At 61.0% G+C, this 16,978-nt stretch carries 10 protein-coding genes; 7 read left to right on the top strand and 3 right to left on the bottom strand.

Annotation, left to right across the window (positions count from 1 at the left end; all coding sequences use genetic code 11):
• Positions 1 to 178: 178 nt before the first annotated feature.
• The 7 genes from tpx (at position 179) to BZL43_RS06005 (ending at position 13,401) form a co-directional block, all read left to right on the top strand.
• Complete coding sequence (gene tpx, locus BZL43_RS06035) at positions 179 to 679, top strand: thiol peroxidase (RefSeq protein WP_095631471.1); 501 nt, start codon at positions 179 to 181, stop codon at positions 677 to 679.
• Between the two features lie 181 nt (positions 680 to 860).
• Entirely contained in the window at positions 861 to 2,177 is a 1,317-nt protein-coding gene (locus BZL43_RS06030; RefSeq protein WP_095631470.1) for an MdtA/MuxA family multidrug efflux RND transporter periplasmic adaptor subunit, read from the top strand.
• A complete protein-coding gene (locus BZL43_RS06025) occupies positions 2,174 to 5,266 on the top strand; it encodes an MdtB/MuxB family multidrug efflux RND transporter permease subunit (protein WP_095631469.1) in 3,093 nt (1,030 codons plus the stop codon). Before BZL43_RS06030 ends, BZL43_RS06025 begins: the two co-directional genes overlap by 4 nt.
• A 112-nt stretch (positions 5,267 to 5,378) precedes the next feature.
• Positions 5,379 to 8,486: an efflux RND transporter permease subunit gene (locus tag BZL43_RS06020; protein WP_095631468.1), complete on the top strand. Its 3,108-nt coding sequence runs from the start codon at positions 5,379 to 5,381 to the stop codon at positions 8,484 to 8,486.
• Positions 8,483 to 9,964 carry an efflux transporter outer membrane subunit gene (locus BZL43_RS06015; protein WP_095631467.1) on the top strand — a complete coding sequence of 494 codons (1,482 nt, stop codon included), beginning with the start codon at positions 8,483 to 8,485 and terminating at the stop codon, positions 9,962 to 9,964. Before BZL43_RS06020 ends, BZL43_RS06015 begins: the two co-directional genes overlap by 4 nt.
• Positions 9,965 to 10,394: 430 nt before the next feature.
• Complete coding sequence (locus tag BZL43_RS06010; protein ID WP_095631466.1) at positions 10,395 to 12,476, top strand: bifunctional diguanylate cyclase/phosphodiesterase; 2,082 nt, start codon at positions 10,395 to 10,397, stop codon at positions 12,474 to 12,476.
• A gap of 178 nt (positions 12,477 to 12,654) precedes the next feature.
• Positions 12,655 to 13,401, top strand: a complete 747-nt coding sequence (locus tag BZL43_RS06005; protein ID WP_095631465.1) for an SDR family oxidoreductase — start codon at positions 12,655 to 12,657, stop codon at positions 13,399 to 13,401.
• A gap of 98 nt (positions 13,402 to 13,499) precedes the next feature.
• Here BZL43_RS06005 and mapR read toward each other — a convergent pair whose 3' ends face one another.
• The 3 genes from mapR to BZL43_RS05990 form a co-directional block, all read right to left on the bottom strand.
• Positions 13,500 to 14,909 (bottom strand): GntR family transcriptional regulator MpaR, encoded by a 1,410-nt coding sequence (mapR, locus tag BZL43_RS06000; protein ID WP_095631464.1) that lies wholly within the window; start codon positions 14,907 to 14,909, stop codon positions 13,500 to 13,502.
• Between the two features lie 147 nt (positions 14,910 to 15,056).
• Entirely contained in the window at positions 15,057 to 16,487 is a 1,431-nt protein-coding gene (gene ccoG / locus BZL43_RS05995; protein WP_095631463.1) for a cytochrome c oxidase accessory protein CcoG, read from the bottom strand.
• A 195-nt stretch (positions 16,488 to 16,682) separates the two neighbouring features.
• Entirely contained in the window at positions 16,683 to 16,916 is a 234-nt protein-coding gene (locus tag BZL43_RS05990) for a DUF3203 family protein (protein WP_095631462.1), read from the bottom strand.
• Positions 16,917 to 16,978: the final 62 nt, after the last annotated feature.

Here is a 16,978-nt window from a genome sequence, read left to right as displayed (position 1 = left end):
TCTGTACGGAGATCGATTTATCAGGCCGACCTGGTAAAAGCATGGCCTGCCTAACGGCAGGCCGTTACCGGCCCGCACACAAAATATCTGACAGTCCCGCATAGGTCGCCAGACCATTTCGTGGTTAACTTCCGCCTCGTCAAAATTCTCTACACTCACGTTCAGAAGGACTCCGTTCATGGCTCAAGTCACTCTTAAAGGCAACCCGGTTCAAGTCAACGGCCAATTGCCACAAGCCGGTTCCCAGGCGCCAGCCTTTACCCTGGTTGCCGGCAATCTGTCGGATGTTTCCCTGAAGGATTTCGCCGGCAAGCGCAAAGTGCTGAACATCTTCCCAAGTATCGACACCCCGACCTGCGCCACTTCGGTTCGCAAGTTCAACGCCCAGGCCAATGACATCGCCAACACCGTCGTGCTGTGCATCTCCGCTGACCTGCCGTTCGCCCAGGCTCGTTTTTGCGGTGCCGAAGGTCTGGAAAACGTCCAGAACCTGTCGACCCTGCGCGGTGCCGAGTTCATCGAGAACTACGGCGTGGCGATTGCCGATGGCCCACTCAAAGGCCTGACCGCCCGTGCCGTCGTGGTACTGGACGAAAACGACAAGGTCCTGCACAGCGAACTGGTCAAGGAAATCGCTGAGGAACCTAACTACGACGCAGCGCTCGCAGTGCTGAAATAAGTCTGCTTTTACAATTGTTAACGGCCTGGCCCTGTCCAGGCCGTTTTCATTTGTGCTTCAGTGTTTTAGATAAATCTCCTGTTACGTAAGCCAAAGGTAAATTGCCGGTAAAGGCGCTTTGCTTAATACCCGCCAGTGCTTATCGTTCAGCCTCATGTAGAAAAGAAGCTTCACGCGCCCAATGGTTGATCATTCCATGCAATCCTCCGCTTCCCGCAATCCTCGTCGCTGGCTGTTCGGCCTGTTTGTCCTGTTGGTCATCGCCGCTCTGTGCTGGAAATTCTGGCCCGGCGGCGCGGCGCCGAAAGAAGGTGCAGGGCAGAAAGCCGTTGCCGGGCAAACCGGCAGGTCGGGAGGGATGCGTCCAGGGTTCGGCGGGGCGTCCGGTCCGGTACCGGTGCGCGTGGCGCCGGCGGTCCAAGGCGATTTTCCGCTGTATTACAAGGCGCTGGGCACGGTGACCGCGCTGAACACCATCAATGTGCGTAGCCGGGTCGGCGGCGAACTGGTCAAGATCTGGTTCGAAGAAGGGCAGATGGTCAAGGCAGGCGACCTGCTGGCCGAGATCGATCCGCGTCCTTACCAGAACGCCTTGCTCCAGGCTGAAGGCACCTTGCTGCAGAATCAGGCGCAACTGAAAAACGCGCAGGTTGATGTCGAGCGCTATCGCGGCCTGTACCGCGAAGACAGTATCGCCAAGCAAACCTTGGACACCGCCGAAGCACTGGTCGCCCAGTACCAGGGCACGGTCAAGACCAATCAGGCGGCGGTCAACGACGCCAAACTCAATCTGGAATTCACTAAAATTCGCGCCCCGATCACCGGGCGCGTGGGCCTGCGTCAGCTGGACGTCGGCAACCTCGTGGCGGCCAACGACACCACGGCGCTGGTGATCATCACCCAGACCCAGCCGATCAGCGTCGCATTCACCTTGCCGGAAAACAGCCTGGACACCGTGCTGGCGCGCTATCGCACCGGTGCCAAGCTGCCCGCCGAAGCCTGGGACCGGGGTGATACCAAATTGCAGGCCACTGGCGTGTTGCAGAGCCTGGACAACCAGATCGACGTCACCACCGGCACCCTGAAATTCAAGGCCCGCTACGAGAACCGCGATCAAGCACTGTTCCCCAACCAGTTCGTCAACGTCCACTTGCTGGCCGATACCCTCAAAGGCGTGGTGCTTGCGCCCTCGGCGGCGATCCAGTTCGGCACCAACGGCACGTTCGTCTATGCCATGGACGGTGAGAAGAAAGTCACCATCCGCCAGTTGAAAGTCGGCGCCAGTGACGGTGACAACACGGTGATCACCGAAGGCCTGGCCGTTGGCGATCGGGTGGTGCTGGAAGGCACTGACCGCCTGAAAGAAGGCAGCGAAGTGGAAGTCGTCAACGACAGCAAGGATGTGCCGACGACTCCGACCGAGCACCTGCAAGGCAAGTCGGCGGCCGAGGCGACTGAACCCGCTACCACCGACAAGGCGAAAAAGGGCGGCGCATGAACATCTCGCGGCTGTTCATCCTTCGCCCGGTCGCCACGACCCTGAGCATGCTGGCGATTATTCTGGCCGGTGTGATCGCTTATCGGCTGCTGCCGGTGTCGGCATTGCCCCAGGTCGATTACCCGACCATTCGCGTCATGACGCTCTATCCCGGCGCCAGCCCGGATGTCATGACCAGCGCCGTGACTGCGCCGCTGGAGCGTCAGTTCGGGCAAATGCCCGGGCTGACCCAAATGGCATCCACCAGTTCTGGCGGCGCCTCGGTGCTGACCCTGCGGTTCAGCCTCGACATCAACATGGACGTCGCCGAGCAGCAGGTGCAGGCCGCGATCAACGCCGCGACCAATTTGCTGCCCAAGGATCTGCCGGCACCGCCGGTGTACAACAAGGTCAACCCGGCGGACACCCCGGTGCTGACCCTGGCCATTACGTCCAAAACCATGCTGTTGCCCAAGCTCAATGATCTGGTCGACACGCGCATGGCGCAGAAAATTGCCCAGATCAGCGGTGTCGGCATGGTCAGCATTGCCGGTGGCCAGCGTCAGGCGGTGCGAATCAAGGTCAACCCCGAGGCCCTGGCGGCCAACGGCCTGAACCTGTCGGACGTGCGCACGTTGATCGGCGCCTCCAACGTCAACCAGCCCAAAGGCAACTTCGACGGCCCGACCCGCGTGTCGATGCTCGACGCCAATGACCAACTGACATCACCCAAGGACTACGCCAACCTGATCCTCGCCTACAGCAACGGCGCGCCGTTGCGGCTCAAGGACGTGGCAGAAATCGTCGACGGTGCGGAGAACGAGCGGCTGGCGGCATGGGCCAATGAAAACCAGGCCGTGCTGCTGAACATCCAGCGTCAGCCCGGCGCCAACGTCATCGAAGTGGTCGACCGGATCAAGGCCTTGTTGCCGAGCATCACCGACAACCTGCCGGCTGGCCTTGACGTCACAGTGCTCACCGACCGCACCCAGACCATCCGCGCCTCGGTCACCGACGTGCAACACGAATTGCTGATCGCCATCGCACTGGTGGTGATGGTCACGTTCCTGTTCCTGCGACGGGCCAGCGCTACGATCATTCCGTCGGTGGCCGTGCCACTGTCGTTGATCGGCACCTTCGGTGTGATGTACCTGGCGGGGTTCTCGGTCAATAACCTGACCCTGATGGCGCTGACCATCGCCACCGGTTTTGTGGTGGACGATGCGATCGTCATGCTGGAGAACATTTCCCGATACATCGAAGAGGGCGACAGCCCGCTGCAAGCGGCCCTCAAGGGCGCCAAGCAGATTGGCTTTACCCTCATTTCCCTGACACTGTCGCTGATCGCGGTGCTGATTCCACTGCTGTTCATGGCCGACGTGGTGGGGCGCTTGTTCCGTGAGTTCGCGATCACGTTGGCAGTGGCGATCCTGATTTCACTTGTGGTGTCCCTGACCCTGACGCCAATGATGTGCGCGCGACTGCTCAAGCGTGAGCCCAAGGCGGCGGAGCAGGGTCGGTTTTACCGCTCCAGCGGCGCCGCAATTGATTGGATGATCGAGGCTTACGGGCGCAAGTTAAAGTGGGTTCTCAAGCACCAGCCGCTGACCCTGATGGTGGCCATTGGCACGCTGGCGTTGACCGTGTTCCTGTACGTGGTGGTGCCCAAGGGCTTCTTCCCGGTGCAGGACACCGGGGTGATCCAGGGTATTTCCGAGGCGCCGCAGTCGATTTCCTTCGCGGCGATGAGCGAGCGCCAGCAGGAACTGGCCAAGGTGATCCTGGCCGATCCGGCCGTCGAGAGCCTGTCGTCCTACATCGGGGTCGATGGCGACAACTCGACGCTGAACAGTGGCCGGCTGCTGATCAACCTCAAATCCCACAGCGAGCGCGACCTGAGTGCCACCGAAGTGATCGCGCGTCTGCAACCGGAGCTGAACAAACTGATTGGCATTCGCCTGTTCATGCAGCCGGTACAGGACCTGACCATCGAAGACCGGGTCAGCCGCACGCAGTACCAGTTCAGCATGTCCTCGCCGGATTCCGAGTTGCTCAGCCTGTGGAGCGGGCGTCTGGTGGAAGCGCTGGCGCAACGGCCGGAGCTGACCGACGTCGCCAGCGATTTGCAGGACAAGGGCTTGCAGGTGTATCTGGTGATCGACCGTGATGCGGCGTCGAGGGTCGGCGTATCGGTGTCGAACATCACCGACGCACTGTACGACGCCTTCGGCCAGCGGCAGATTTCCACCATTTACACCCAGGCCAGCCAATACCGCGTGGTGCTGCAATCGCAGTCCGGCGAGAAAATCGGCCCGGATGCGCTGAACCAGATTCACGTCAAGACCACCGATGGCGGGCAGGTGCGCCTGTCCAGTCTGGCGCATGTCGAGGAACGTCAGGCGCAACTGGCGATCACTCACATCGGCCAGTTCCCGGCGGTGATGATGTCCTTCAACCTGGCACCCGGCGTGGCGTTGGGGCATGCGGTCGAGATCATCGATCAGGTGCAGAAAGACATCGGCATGCCGATTGGCGTGCAGACCCAGTTCCAGGGCGCGGCCGAAGCGTTCCAGGCGTCGCTGTCGAGTACCTTGCTGCTGATTCTGGCGGCGGTGGTGACCATGTACATCGTGCTCGGCGTGCTTTACGAGAGCTACATTCACCCGATCACCATTCTCTCGACCTTGCCCTCGGCGGCGGTCGGCGCCTTGCTGGCGTTGCTGTTGAGCGGCAATGACCTGGGGATGATCGCGATCATCGGCATCATTTTGCTGATCGGCATCGTGAAAAAGAACGCGATCATGATGATCGACTTCGCGCTTGAGGCGGAACGCAATCAGGGCATCGACCCGGAAACGGCGATCTATCAGGCCGCGCTGCTGCGCTTCCGGCCGATTCTGATGACCACCCTGGCGGCATTGTTCGGCGCGGTGCCGCTGATGCTGGCCACCGGTTCCGGCGCGGAATTGCGTCAGCCGTTGGGTCTGGTGATGGTAGGTGGCTTGCTGGTGAGTCAGATTTTGACGCTTTTCACAACACCGGTTATTTACCTGGCTTTCGATCGGTTGGGGCGGCGTTGGACGAAATCCGGCGCGGGAGAGGCCGTGTGAGGTGCGTCGTGAACGCAGTTACAAGCTTCAAGCTTCAAGCTGCAAGAGAACAGCGGGGACGCCGCACAGCTTTAACTTGCAGCTTGCAGCTTGCAGCTAGTGGTTGCCACCTATGAATCTATCAGGTCCTTTCATCAAACGTCCTGTGGCAACCATGCTGCTTTCCCTGGCGATCATGCTGCTGGGCGGCGTGAGCTTCGGCCTGTTACCGGTATCGCCGCTGCCGCAGATGGACTTCCCGGTGATCGTGGTCCAGGCCAGCTTGCCCGGTGCGAGCCCGGAGGTCATGGCCTCGACTGTGGCCACGCCACTGGAGCGTTCCTTCGGCGCGATTGCCGGTGTCAACACCATGAGCAGTCGTTCCAGCCAGGGTTCGACGCGGGTGATTCTGCAGTTCGACCTGGACCGCGACATCAACGGCGCGGCGCGGGAAGTGCAGGCGGCGATCAACGCTTCGCGCAACTTGCTGCCCAGCGGGATGCGCAGCATGCCGACCTACAAGAAGGTCAACCCGTCCCAGGCGCCGATCATGGTGTTGTCGCTGACCTCGGATGTGCTGGAAAAAGGCCAGCTCTACGACCTCGCCTCGACGATCCTGTCCCAGAGCCTGTCCCAGGTGCAGGGCGTGGGGGAAGTGCAGATCGGCGGCAGTTCGTTGCCGGCGGTGCGCATCGAACTCGAACCCCAGGCACTGAACCAGTACGGCGTGGCGCTGGACGACGTGCGCAACACCATCGCCAACGCCAACGTGCGCCGGCCCAAGGGCTCGGTCGAAGACAACCAGCGGCTGTGGCAGGTGCAGGCCAACGATCAGCTGGAAAAGGCCCAGGATTACGAGTCGCTGATCATTCACTACGCCGATGGCGCCGCCTTGCGCCTGAAGGATGTGGCCAAGGTCAGCGACGGCGTCGAAGACCGCTACAACAGCGGCTTTTTCAATGACGACGCGGCGGTGTTGCTGGTGATCAACCGCCAGGCCGGCGCCAACATCATCGAGACGGTCAACGAGATCAAGGCGCAGTTGCCGGCGTTACAGGCGGTGCTGCCGGCCAGCGTCAAGTTGAATCTGGCAATGGACCGTTCGCCGGTGATCAAGGCTACCCTGCATGAAGCGGAAATGACGTTGCTGATTGCCGTGGCGCTGGTGATTCTGGTGGTGTTCCTGTTCCTCGGTAACTTGCGCGCCTCGCTGATTCCGACCCTGGCGGTGCCGGTGTCGCTGGTGGGCACGTTTGCGGTGATGTACGTCTACGGGTTCTCCCTGAACAACCTGTCGCTGATGGCGCTGATTCTGGCCACCGGGCTGGTGGTGGACGACGCCATTGTGGTGCTGGAGAACATCTCCCGGCACATCGACAAGGGCGTGCCGCCGATGAAGGCGGCCTACCTCGGGGCCCGGGAAGTCGGCTTCACGCTGCTGTCGATGAACGTCTCGCTGGTGGCGGTGTTCCTGTCGATCCTGTTCATGGGCGGGATCGTCGAAAGCCTGTTCCGCGAGTTTTCCATCACCCTGGCGGCGGCCATCGTAGTGTCATTGCTGGTGTCGCTGACACTGACGCCAATGCTCTGCGCGCGCTGGCTCAAGCCGCACACGCCAGGGCAGGAAAACCGCCTGCAGCGCTGGAGCCAGCGGACCAACGAGTGGATGGTCGGCAAATACGCCACCAGCCTTGACTGGGTACTGCGTCACCGTCGGCTGACCTTGCTCAGTCTGATCGTGACGATTGGCGTGAACATCGCGCTGTATGTCGTTGTCCCTAAAACATTTTTGCCTCAGCAAGACACTGGCCAATTGATCGGTTTCGTGCGTGGCGACGATGGGCTGTCATTCAGCGTGATGCAACCGAAGATGGAAATCTTCCGCCGCGCCGTGCTCAAGGACGAGGCGGTGGAAAGCGTCGCCGGGTTCATCGGTGGCAGCAACGGCATCAACAACGCCTTCATGCTGGTGCGCCTCAAGCCGATCAAGGAACGCAGCCTGTCCGCGCAAAAAGTCATCGAGCGCCTGCGCAAGGAAATGCCCAAGGTGCCCGGTGCGCAATTGATGCTGATGGCGGATCAGGACCTGCAATTTGGCGGTGGCCGCGAGCAGACCTCTTCGCAATATTCCTACATCCTGCAAAGCGGCGATCTCGGCGCGTTGCGCCAGTGGTATCCGAAAGTCGTCACCGCCCTCAAGGCGCTGCCGGAATTGACGGCAATTGATGCGCGCGAAGGCCGTGGCGCCCAGCAAGTGACCCTGATCGTCGATCGCGATCAGGCCAAGCGTCTGGGCGTGGACATGGACATGGTCACTTCGGTGTTGAACAACGCCTACAGCCAGCGGCAGATTTCAACGATCTATGACAGCCTCAACCAATACCAGGTGGTGATGGAGGTCAACCCGAAATACGCTCAGGATCCGATCACCCTCAATCAGGTCAAAGTGATCACTGCTGACGGTGCGCGGATTCCGTTGTCGACCATCGCGCATTATGAAAACAGCCTGGAAGACGACCGGGTCAGCCACGAAGGCCAGTTCGCTTCGGAAAGCATCGCCTTCGACATGGCCGAAGGCGTGACGGTGGAGCAGGGCTCGGCGGCCATTGAACGGGCAATTGCCAGGGTCGGTTTGCCGGAAGACGTCATCGCGAAAATGGCCGGTACCGCCAATGCGTTTGCCGCGACCCAGAAAAGCCAGCCGTGGATGATTCTCGGCGCGCTGGTGGCGGTGTATCTGGTGCTGGGCGTGCTTTATGAAAGCTACATTCACCCGCTGACCATTCTCTCGACGTTGCCGTCGGCCGGGGTTGGGGCGTTGCTGTCGATCTATGTGCTCGGTGGTGAGTTCAGTCTGATTTCCTTGCTCGGGCTGTTCCTGCTGATCGGCGTGGTGAAGAAAAACGCGATTCTGATGATCGACCTGGCGCTGCAACTGGAACGGCACCAGGGTCTGGAGCCGCTGGAGTCGATCCGCAGCGCTTGCCTGCAACGGCTGCGACCGATTCTGATGACCACGCTGGCGGCAATCCTCGGCGCCTTGCCGCTGTTGCTGAGCCATGCCGAAGGGGCGGAAATGCGTCAGCCACTGGGCCTGACCATCATCGGCGGGCTGGTCTTCAGCCAGGTGCTGACGCTTTACACCACCCCGGTGGTTTACCTCTATCTCGACAATCTGCGCCATCGGTTCAACCGCTGGCGTGGGGTGCGTACCGATGCCGCTTTGGAAACTCCGCTATGACTGACCGTTCGCTTATCAACCTGGCTGCACCGCTGATCACGGCGCAGCGCTCGCGTTTGCTGGGTCTGTCGCTGTGCGTGGCGATGCTCAGTGCCTGCGCCATCGGCCCGGATTACCAGCGCCCGCAAGCCGCCGCGCCAGCCCAGTACAAGGAAGCGGCTGGCTGGCGTCAGGCCAATCCCAGCGATTCTCTGGCCCGTGGTGCCTGGTGGGAGCTGTATGGCGATCAGCAGCTCAATGGCCTGATCGAAAAACTCAACAGCGCCAACCAGACTGTCGCCCAGTCCGAAGCCCAGTACCGCCAGGCCCAGGCCTTGGTGCGCAGCGCCCGGGGGGCGTTTTTCCCGACGGTGGACCTGACCGTCGGGAAAACCCGTTCCAGCCAGGGCACCGGTAGCAGCAGTTCGAGCCTGAGCAGTTCCTCCAGCGGTATTCGCGACACCTACACCGCGCAGGCCGGTGTCAGTTGGGAAGCGGATGTCTGGGGCAAATTGCGCCGAGGCCTGGAAGCTGACACCGCCAACGCCGAAGCGAGCTTTGCCGACCTGGCGGCGATGCGCCTGAGCCAGCAATCGGAACTGGTGCAGAACTACCTGCAACTGCGGGTGATCGATCAGCAGAAACGCCTGCTGGAAGCGACGGTCGAGGCCTATCAGCGCTCGCTGACCATGACCGAAAACCAGTACCGCGCCGGTGTCTCCGGCAAGGACGCCGTGGCGCAGGCCACCACGCAGCTCAAAAGCACTCAGGCAGAGATGGTCGACCTGATCTGGCAGCGCGCGCAGTTCGAGAACGCCATTGCTGTATTGATTGGTCTGCCGCCGGCCGAATTCAGCCTGGCTGAAACCCAAGACATCCCGGCTTTGCCGCAGGTGCCGCTGAGCCTGCCTTCGCAGTTGCTGGAGCGGCGCCCGGACATTGCCGCCGCCGAGCGCTCGGTGATGGCCGCCAACGCCAATATCGGCGTGGCCAAAGCCGCCTATTACCCGGATCTGACCCTGAGCCTGAACGGCGGTTATAGCAGCAGCACCTCTAACAACTGGATCAGCGTGCCCAACCGCTTCTGGTCGGTCGGCCCGCAACTGGCCATGACCTTGTTCGATGGTGGGCAGCGCTCGGCGGAAGTCGATCGCAGCGAAGCGGCCTATGACGAAACCGTCGCTAAATACCGCCAGACCGTGCTCGACGGCTTCCGTGAAGTGGAAAACTATCTGGTGCAGCTCAAGGTGCTGGAAGACGAAGCCAAGGTGCGTCAGGAAGCCCTGGAGGCGGCGCGCGAGTCCTTGCGTTTGACCCGCAATCAGTACCGGGCCGGGCTGATTGCCTATCTGGATGTGGTGGTGGTTCAGGCCACGGCGTTGAGCAACGAGCGCAACGTGCTGAGCTTGCTGCAGAGCCGCTTGATCGCCAGCGTGCAATTGATCGCCGCACTGGGCGGCGGATGGGACGGGCAGCTTCAGGTGAGCGACAAGCCATAGCGCATGATCGTTCCCACGCTCTGCGTGGGAACGCCTCACCGGACGCTCCGCGTCCGCTTCTGCATGGGACGCGGAGCGTCCCTGGCTGCATTCCCACGCAGAGCGTGGGAACGATCAATAGCGAACGGTAGCCCGTAGCAGCTGCCGAGCCTGCGAGGCTGCGTTCGGCGGCGCAGCCGTCGTGAAATCAGCATCGCGGTGTGTCAGGAAAACCTTGCATATAGGGTTTGCGACGGCTGCGCCGCCGAACGCAGCCTCGCAGGCTCGGCAGCTGCTACAGGAGGCTTGTGCAGCAGTCACACAAATGCTTCATCACCTTGATGGCCTTTTGATGACTTTGTGAGTGCGTTCGTCCACGGAATCAGTACAATCGCCGACTTTGCTCCCCGACAACGAACACAGCACGGCGGGGGCGGTCGCGAGAAGTCCCATGCTCATTGGTAGTTATTCCCTTACGCTGGTTTTCATATCGCTTTGTGTGGCGATACTTGCCTCTTATACCGCGCTCGACCTCACCGGTCGCATCGCCACGGCCACAGGCCGGGCAGTGCATCTGTGGACGGCGGGCGGCGCTTTTGCGATGGGGATTGGCGTGTGGTCGATGCATTTCATCGGCATGCTCGCGTTCACATTGCCGATCGACCTGGGCTACGACGTTACCCTGACGGCGCTGTCGTTATTGATCGCGGTCCTGTCCTGCGGTTTTGCCTTGTGGCTGGTGAGCCAGCCACAACTGCCGGCCTGGCAACTGGCGTTCGGTGCGCTGGTGATGGGCGCAGGCATCAGTGCGATGCATTACACCGGCATGGCCGCCATGCGTATGCAGCCGGGCATCGATTACGACCCTGCACTGTTCAGCGCCTCATTGCTGATTGCCGTCGGCGCGTCGGGCGCGGCATTGTGGATCGCTTTCCGCCTGCGTCGGCAGGCGCCTTATGTTCGCCTGATCCGCGGCGGTGCGGCGGTGATCATGGGCATCGCCATCGTCGGCATGCACTACACCGGCATGGCCGCGGCACGTTTTGCCGATGGCAGCTTCTGTGGCGCGGCAGCCGATGGCCTGAACGGCGAGGGCCTGGACAACCTGATTCTGATCACCACCCTTGCCGTATTGAGCATTGCCTTGCTGACCTCGATCCTCGATGCACGCCTGGAGGCTCGCACCGCCGACCTGGCCCACTCGCTGACCGAGGCCAATCGCGAGCTCACCCAATTGGCGCTGCACGATACCCTGACCGGGCTGCCGAACCGGGTATTGCTGGCCGACCGTATCGATCAGGCGATGTCGAGGGTGCAGGAGCAGGGTGGCTGTTTTGCGTTGATGTTCATTGATCTGGATGGCTTCAAACCGGTCAACGATGCTTTTGGGCACCACATGGGCGACCAGTTGCTGCGTGAGGTCGGCCTGCGCTTGCGTGAAGATTTGCGTAGCCAGGACACCCTGGCGCGGATCGGCGGCGATGAATTTGTATTGCTGGTGCAACTCGCCGAGCCGAATGACGCGCTGAACCTGGCGGAGCGCCAGGTGGGGCTGATCGCGCGCTCGTTCCGGGTTGCGGAGCATGACTTGCAGATTTCCGCCAGCGTCGGCATCGCACTCTATCCCGGCAACGGTCAGACCGCCGAGGAGTTGCTGATGAATGCCGACGCTGCGATGTACCATGCCAAGGGCGCCGGGAAAAACGGTCATCGTTTCTTCGATGCCTCGATGAACAGCAACGCGCGCAAACAACTGCAATTGCTGCAAGACCTGCGCAACGCCCTCGATCAGCAACAGTTCAGTCTCTATTACCAACCCAAGTTCGACGCTGGCAATGGCCGCGCGGTGGGCGCCGAGGCGTTGCTGCGCTGGATGCACCCGACCCAAGGCATACTGCAGCCGGACAGCTTCATCGATCTTGCGGAGAAGACCGGGCTGATCATTCCGATTGGCGAGTGGGTGCTCAACGAAGCCTGCCGTCAGATGCGCGAGTGGTACATGCTCGGTTACACCGACTGGCGCATCGCGGTGAACCTCTCGGCCTTGCAGTTCTGCCATGCCGGCTTGGTCCAGAGCGTGGCCAAGGCGCTGGCCACTCATCATCTTCCGGCCAATAGCCTGACCCTGGAAATCACCGAAACCACCGCCATGAGCGACGCCGACGCGAGCATGACGGTGCTGCAGGACCTCTCGGAAATGGGCGTCGACCTGTCCATTGATGACTTTGGTACCGGCTATTCGAGCTTGATGTACCTCAAGCGCCTGCCGGCCAATGAGCTGAAGATCGACCGGGGTTTCGTCCGCGATCTGGAACACGACAGCGACGACGCGGCCATCGTCTCGGCCATCGTCGCCCTCGGCCAGGCCCTGGGCTTGCGGATTGTCGCCGAAGGGGTGGAAACCGGTGTCCAGCAAGACTTCCTGACCCAGTTGGGCTGCGATTCCTTGCAGGGTTACCTGCTGGGGCATCCGCTGCCGGCCGATCGCTTCATGGCCGATATTCACCGTGGGGAGCAATTGGCTACTGGCTGAGGGACCGCATTATCGTTCTTCGCGGGCAAGCCTCGCTCCTACAGATCACCATCAATCCGTAGGAGCGAGGCTTGCCCGCGAAGGCGTCGGAATAGCCGCCACACAACCCATGCAAAACCCGCCGATGGCGGTTATTCTTGGCCCCGACTGCATACGCTTGAAACGGGGGAATGCCAGCATGGACAAAGTCATCGTCATCACCGGCGGCAGCCGCGGAATCGGTGCCGCCACGGCCCTGTTGGCCGCAGAACAGGGCTATCGGATCTGTATCAACTATCAGTCCGACGAACAGGCGGCGCACGCAGTGCTGGAGCAAGTGCGCGCACTCGGCGCCCAAGCCATTGCGGTGCGCGCCGATGTCAGCATCGAAGACGAAGTGATCGGCCTGTTCCACCGCGTAGACACCGAACTGGGGCGGGTCACGGCGCTGGTGAACAACGCCGGCACGGTCGGGCAAAAGTCGCGGATCGACGAAATGTCCGAATTCCGTATTCTGAAAATCCTCAAGACCAACGTCCTGGCGCCGATCCTTTGCGCCAAACACGCGATCTTGCGCATGTCGCCCAAACATGGCGGGCAGGGCGGCAGCATCGTCAATGTGTCGTCGGTTGCGGCCCGCTTGGGTGCCCCCAGCGAATATGTCGACTATGCAGCGTCCAAAGGCGCACTGGACACGTTCACCATCGGTCTGTCCAAGGAAGTGGCGGGTGAAGGGATTCGCGTCAACGCCGTGCGGCCGGGTTACATCTACACCGATTTCCATGCGTTGAGCGGCGATCCGGACCGGGTCAGCAAGCTGGAGTCGGCAATCCCGATGGCCCGGGGCGGGCGGCCGGATGAAGTGGCGGAGGCGATTGTGTGGTTGTTGTCGGATAAGGCGTCTTATGCGACAGGGACTTTCGTTGACCTTGGTGGTGGGCGGTAAGAATCAGGAGCAAGATCAAAAGATCGCAGCCTTCGGCAGCTCCTACAGGTGTACGCTAATTCCCTGTAGGAGCTGCCGAAGGCTGCGATCTTTTGATTTTAGAAGGATCTGACGATCCGCCCCAACGTCTCCATCGCCTGCTCCGAATCCTCGGTCCAAGGGCTGCCATAGTTCAGCCGAATACAATTCCTGAACCGCTGGGTTGGCGAGAAAATCGGCCCCGGCGCGATGCTGATCCCTTGCGCCAGCGCCATCTGAAACAACTTCAACGAATCCATCTGCGGCGGCAGTTCCAGCCACAAAAAGTACCCTCCCGCCGGCTGGCTGACGCGGGTCTGGGCGGGGAAGTAGCGGGCGATGGCGGCGAGCATGGCACTCTGCTGTTCTTCCAGGGCATAGCGCAGTTTGCGCAGGTGCCGGTCGTAGCCGCCGTGTTGCAGGTAATCGGCGATGGCGGCCTGGGCCGGCATCGAGGCGCAGAGTGAGGTCATCAGTTTCAGGCGCTCAATCTTCTGCGCATAACGCCCGGCCGCGACCCAGCCGATGCGGTACCCGGGGGCCAGGCTCTTGGCGAACGAACCGCAGTGCATCACCAGGCCCTCGGTATCGAAGGCCTTGGCCGGTTTTGGCGCCTGTTGCCCGTAATAAAGCTCGGCATAGACGTCGTCCTCGATCAGCGGCACCTGGTGACTGCGCAACAACTCCACCAGCTCCTGCTTCTTTGCCTCGGGCATGGTCGCGCCCATCGGATTCTGGAAACTGGTCATGCACCAGCAGGCTTTGATCGGATGTCGTTCCAGCGTCTGGGCGAGCACGCCGAGGTCGATGCCGTCGCGCGGGTGCACGGGAATTTCCACCGCTTTGAGCTTCAACCGTTCCAGCACTTGCAGGCTGGCGTAGAACGCCGGGGCTTCGATGGCCACCAGATCGCCGGGTTCGGTGACCGCTTGCAAGCACAGGTTCAGCGCTTCCAGCGCGCCGTTGGTGATCAGCAATTCTTCCATGGGCAGCATCAGCCCGCCGACCATGTAGCGCAGGGCGATTTGCCGACGCAGTTGCGGGTTGCCCGGCGACATGTCGGTGACCACCATGCGCGGGTCCATCTCCCGGGCGGCGCTGGCCAGCGAGCGGGACAGGCGTTGCAGCGGAAACAGCGTGGGGCTGGGGAACGCCGAGCCGAAGGGCACGGTGTTCGGGTCCTTGATCGAGTCCAGTACCGAGAACACCAGTTCGCTGACGTCGACTTCGGTGGACTCGTTGACCTGGCTGCTGATCACCGGCTCCGAAAACGGGCTCGGTGCATGCGCATTGACGAAGTAGCCGGAGCGTGGCCGGGCGCGGATCAGGCCGCGGCGCTCAAGCAGGTAATAGGCTTGGAACACCGTGGATGGGCTGACCCCGTAAGTCTGGCTGGCGTAGCGCACCGAAGGCACCCGCTGGCCAGGACCGAGGACGCCGGAGCGGATCAGTTCAGCGATGTCGTCGGCGAATTTTTCGTAGCGTTTCATCGAGTGCCTGGATGGGTGTCATTCATTAAAAAAATGGGTGGCAGTCAGGTCGCCAAGATCGCAGCCTTCGGCAGCTCCTACAATGGATCGGCGTACACCTGTAGGAGCTGCCGAAGGCTGCGATCTTTGGCTTTGCATCTTAAAGGCTCAACGGTTCATCGGTGCAACAAACCGGCTCTTGGCCACGCTGTAGATAGCCGGTTCATCACTGTCGACAATCTTGAAGCTGATGGTCTGCGAGCTGCTGCTCGGCCGTTCCGTGGTCATCGCCACTGACACCGGCACATCCACAATCTCGCCCGGTGCCAGGCTCAGTTCGGTCTTGCCATGCAGCTGGAAGCCGTCGCCTTCAACCAGCGTCAATTGATAATCCTGACGTTGCTGGGTCTTGTTGATGACTTTCAAGCTGTAGATGTTTTCGATCTGGCCTTCACTGTTCTCGCGGAACAGGCCACGGTCCTTGCTCACGTCCAGCGACACCATCGGCCGCTCCACCAACGCCAGGGCGAGGGCGCCGATCATCACCAGCAGCACGGCGCTGTAGCCGATCAGTCGCGGCCGTAGCAGGTGCGTCTTGCCACCTTGCAGTTCATGCTCCGAGGTGTAGCTGATCAGCCCACGGGCGTAGCCCATTTTGTCCATGATCGAATCACAGGCGTCGATGCACGCGGCGCATCCGATGCATTCCATCTGCAAGCCGTCGCGAATGTCGATGCCGGTCGGGCAGACCTGCACGCACAATTGGCAATCGATGCAATCACCCAGTCCGACCTCGGCGGGTTTTACCTCACGTTTGCGCGGGCCACGGTTTTCGCCGCGGGCCACGTCATAGGAAATGGTCAGGGTGTCCTTGTCGAACATCACGCTCTGGAACCGCGCATACGGGCACATGTGCATGCACACTGCTTCGCGCAACCACCCGGCATTGATGTAAGTGGCCCCGGTAAAAAACAGGACCCAAAACAGGCTGATACCGCCGATTTGCAAGGTCAGCAGTTCTTCGGCCAGCGGACGAATCGGCGTGAAGTAGCCGACAAAGGTCAGGCCGGTGAGCAAGCTGATCGCCAGCCACAAGGTGTGTTTGGCCGAGCGGCGGACCAGTTTGTTCAGGCCCCAGGGTGCGGCTTGCAGTTTGATCCGCTGGTTGCGCTCGCCTTCGGTGAGCTTCTCGCACCACATGAAGATCCAGGTCCAGGAACTCTGCGGGCAGGTATAGCCGCACCAGACCCGGCCAGCGAATACGGTAATTGCAAACAGGCCGAACGCGGCAATGATCAGCAGCGCCGAAAGCAGGATGAAATCCTGTGGCCAGAAGGTCGCGCCGAAGATGTGGAATTTGCTTTCGGAAAGATCCCAGAGCACCGCCTGGCGACCGCCCCAGTTCAGCCACACCGTACCGAAGAACAGCAGAAACAGAACACCCGCGCCACTGATGCGCAAGGTGCGGAACACACCCTTGAAGCTGCGGGTGTGGATCAGGTTGTCGCTGGATTTGGCCTTTATCTTTGAAGGCAAAGGCTCATTGTTTTTTATGAATGCGGCAGGTTCTATGGTTCGGACGGGGATTCTATCGCTCATGGTCTTTCGCTCATCAGCCTCCATCAGGCCTGTGCACTATGACCAGCGATCTGTTTGCATAACAGACTCAGCTAAAGCAATAAAAAGCGGATCAGATGGGTTGTACGCGCTTGCCTGCGACAACTTGATGCACCGGTAATGGCTGGCCGCCAACACCTGTGCCCATTGTTGGCGGGGTGTATTGATGCGGGTTAGTCAAATCACCGAATCACTGTCCGTGGCCTTCAAATGCCGGCGTTCATCCACTGCGCCTGCTACGGTTAATGCATCGGCTTCTGCTTCGGTGATGTAGATGCGCTGGCCGTCGAGATCGACCGCCGACATGGATTTTTCCCCGTCGGTGATGATTGTCACGTCAGGGCAAAGACGGATTTCTTCGCCGTTTGGGGTGATGAAGAAGCAGGTCTGGTTTTCGATGCGCACGGTCATGGAGGCGTCCTTTTTTCGGTGGAGTCTGAAGTGTTAGGGCGCATCCGCCGGTCATCGTTCGG

The sequence above is a fragment of the Pseudomonas sp. PICF141 genome (assembly GCF_002286815.1).
Taxonomy (GTDB): Bacteria; Pseudomonadota; Gammaproteobacteria; order Pseudomonadales; family Pseudomonadaceae; genus Aquipseudomonas.
The sequence above is the reverse complement of the archived record's forward strand: the minus strand, read 5'-3'. Positions and strand labels throughout refer to the sequence as shown.

What these genes read in the sequence shown, in the direction of transcription:
- tpx (WP_095631471.1), top strand. Translation starts at nt 179, where the DNA reads ATGGCTCAAGTCACTCTTAAAGGCAACCCGGTTCAAGTCAACGGCCAA.
- BZL43_RS06030 (WP_095631470.1), top strand. Translation starts at nt 861, where the DNA reads ATGGTTGATCATTCCATGCAATCCTCCGCTTCCCGCAATCCTCGTCGC.
- BZL43_RS06025 (WP_095631469.1), top strand. Translation starts at nt 2,174, where the DNA reads ATGAACATCTCGCGGCTGTTCATCCTTCGCCCGGTCGCCACGACCCTG.
- BZL43_RS06020 (WP_095631468.1), top strand. Translation starts at nt 5,379, where the DNA reads ATGAATCTATCAGGTCCTTTCATCAAACGTCCTGTGGCAACCATGCTG.
- BZL43_RS06015 (WP_095631467.1), top strand. Translation starts at nt 8,483, where the DNA reads ATGACTGACCGTTCGCTTATCAACCTGGCTGCACCGCTGATCACGGCG.
- BZL43_RS06010 (WP_095631466.1), top strand. Translation starts at nt 10,395, where the DNA reads ATGCTCATTGGTAGTTATTCCCTTACGCTGGTTTTCATATCGCTTTGT.
- BZL43_RS06005 (WP_095631465.1), top strand. Translation starts at nt 12,655, where the DNA reads ATGGACAAAGTCATCGTCATCACCGGCGGCAGCCGCGGAATCGGTGCC.
- mapR (WP_095631464.1), bottom strand. Translation starts at nt 14,909, where the DNA reads ATGAAACGCTACGAAAAATTCGCCGACGACATCGCTGAACTGATCCGC.
- ccoG (WP_095631463.1), bottom strand. Translation starts at nt 16,487, where the DNA reads ATGAGCGATAGAATCCCCGTCCGAACCATAGAACCTGCCGCATTCATA.
- BZL43_RS05990 (WP_095631462.1), bottom strand. Translation starts at nt 16,916, where the DNA reads ATGACCGTGCGCATCGAAAACCAGACCTGCTTCTTCATCACCCCAAAC.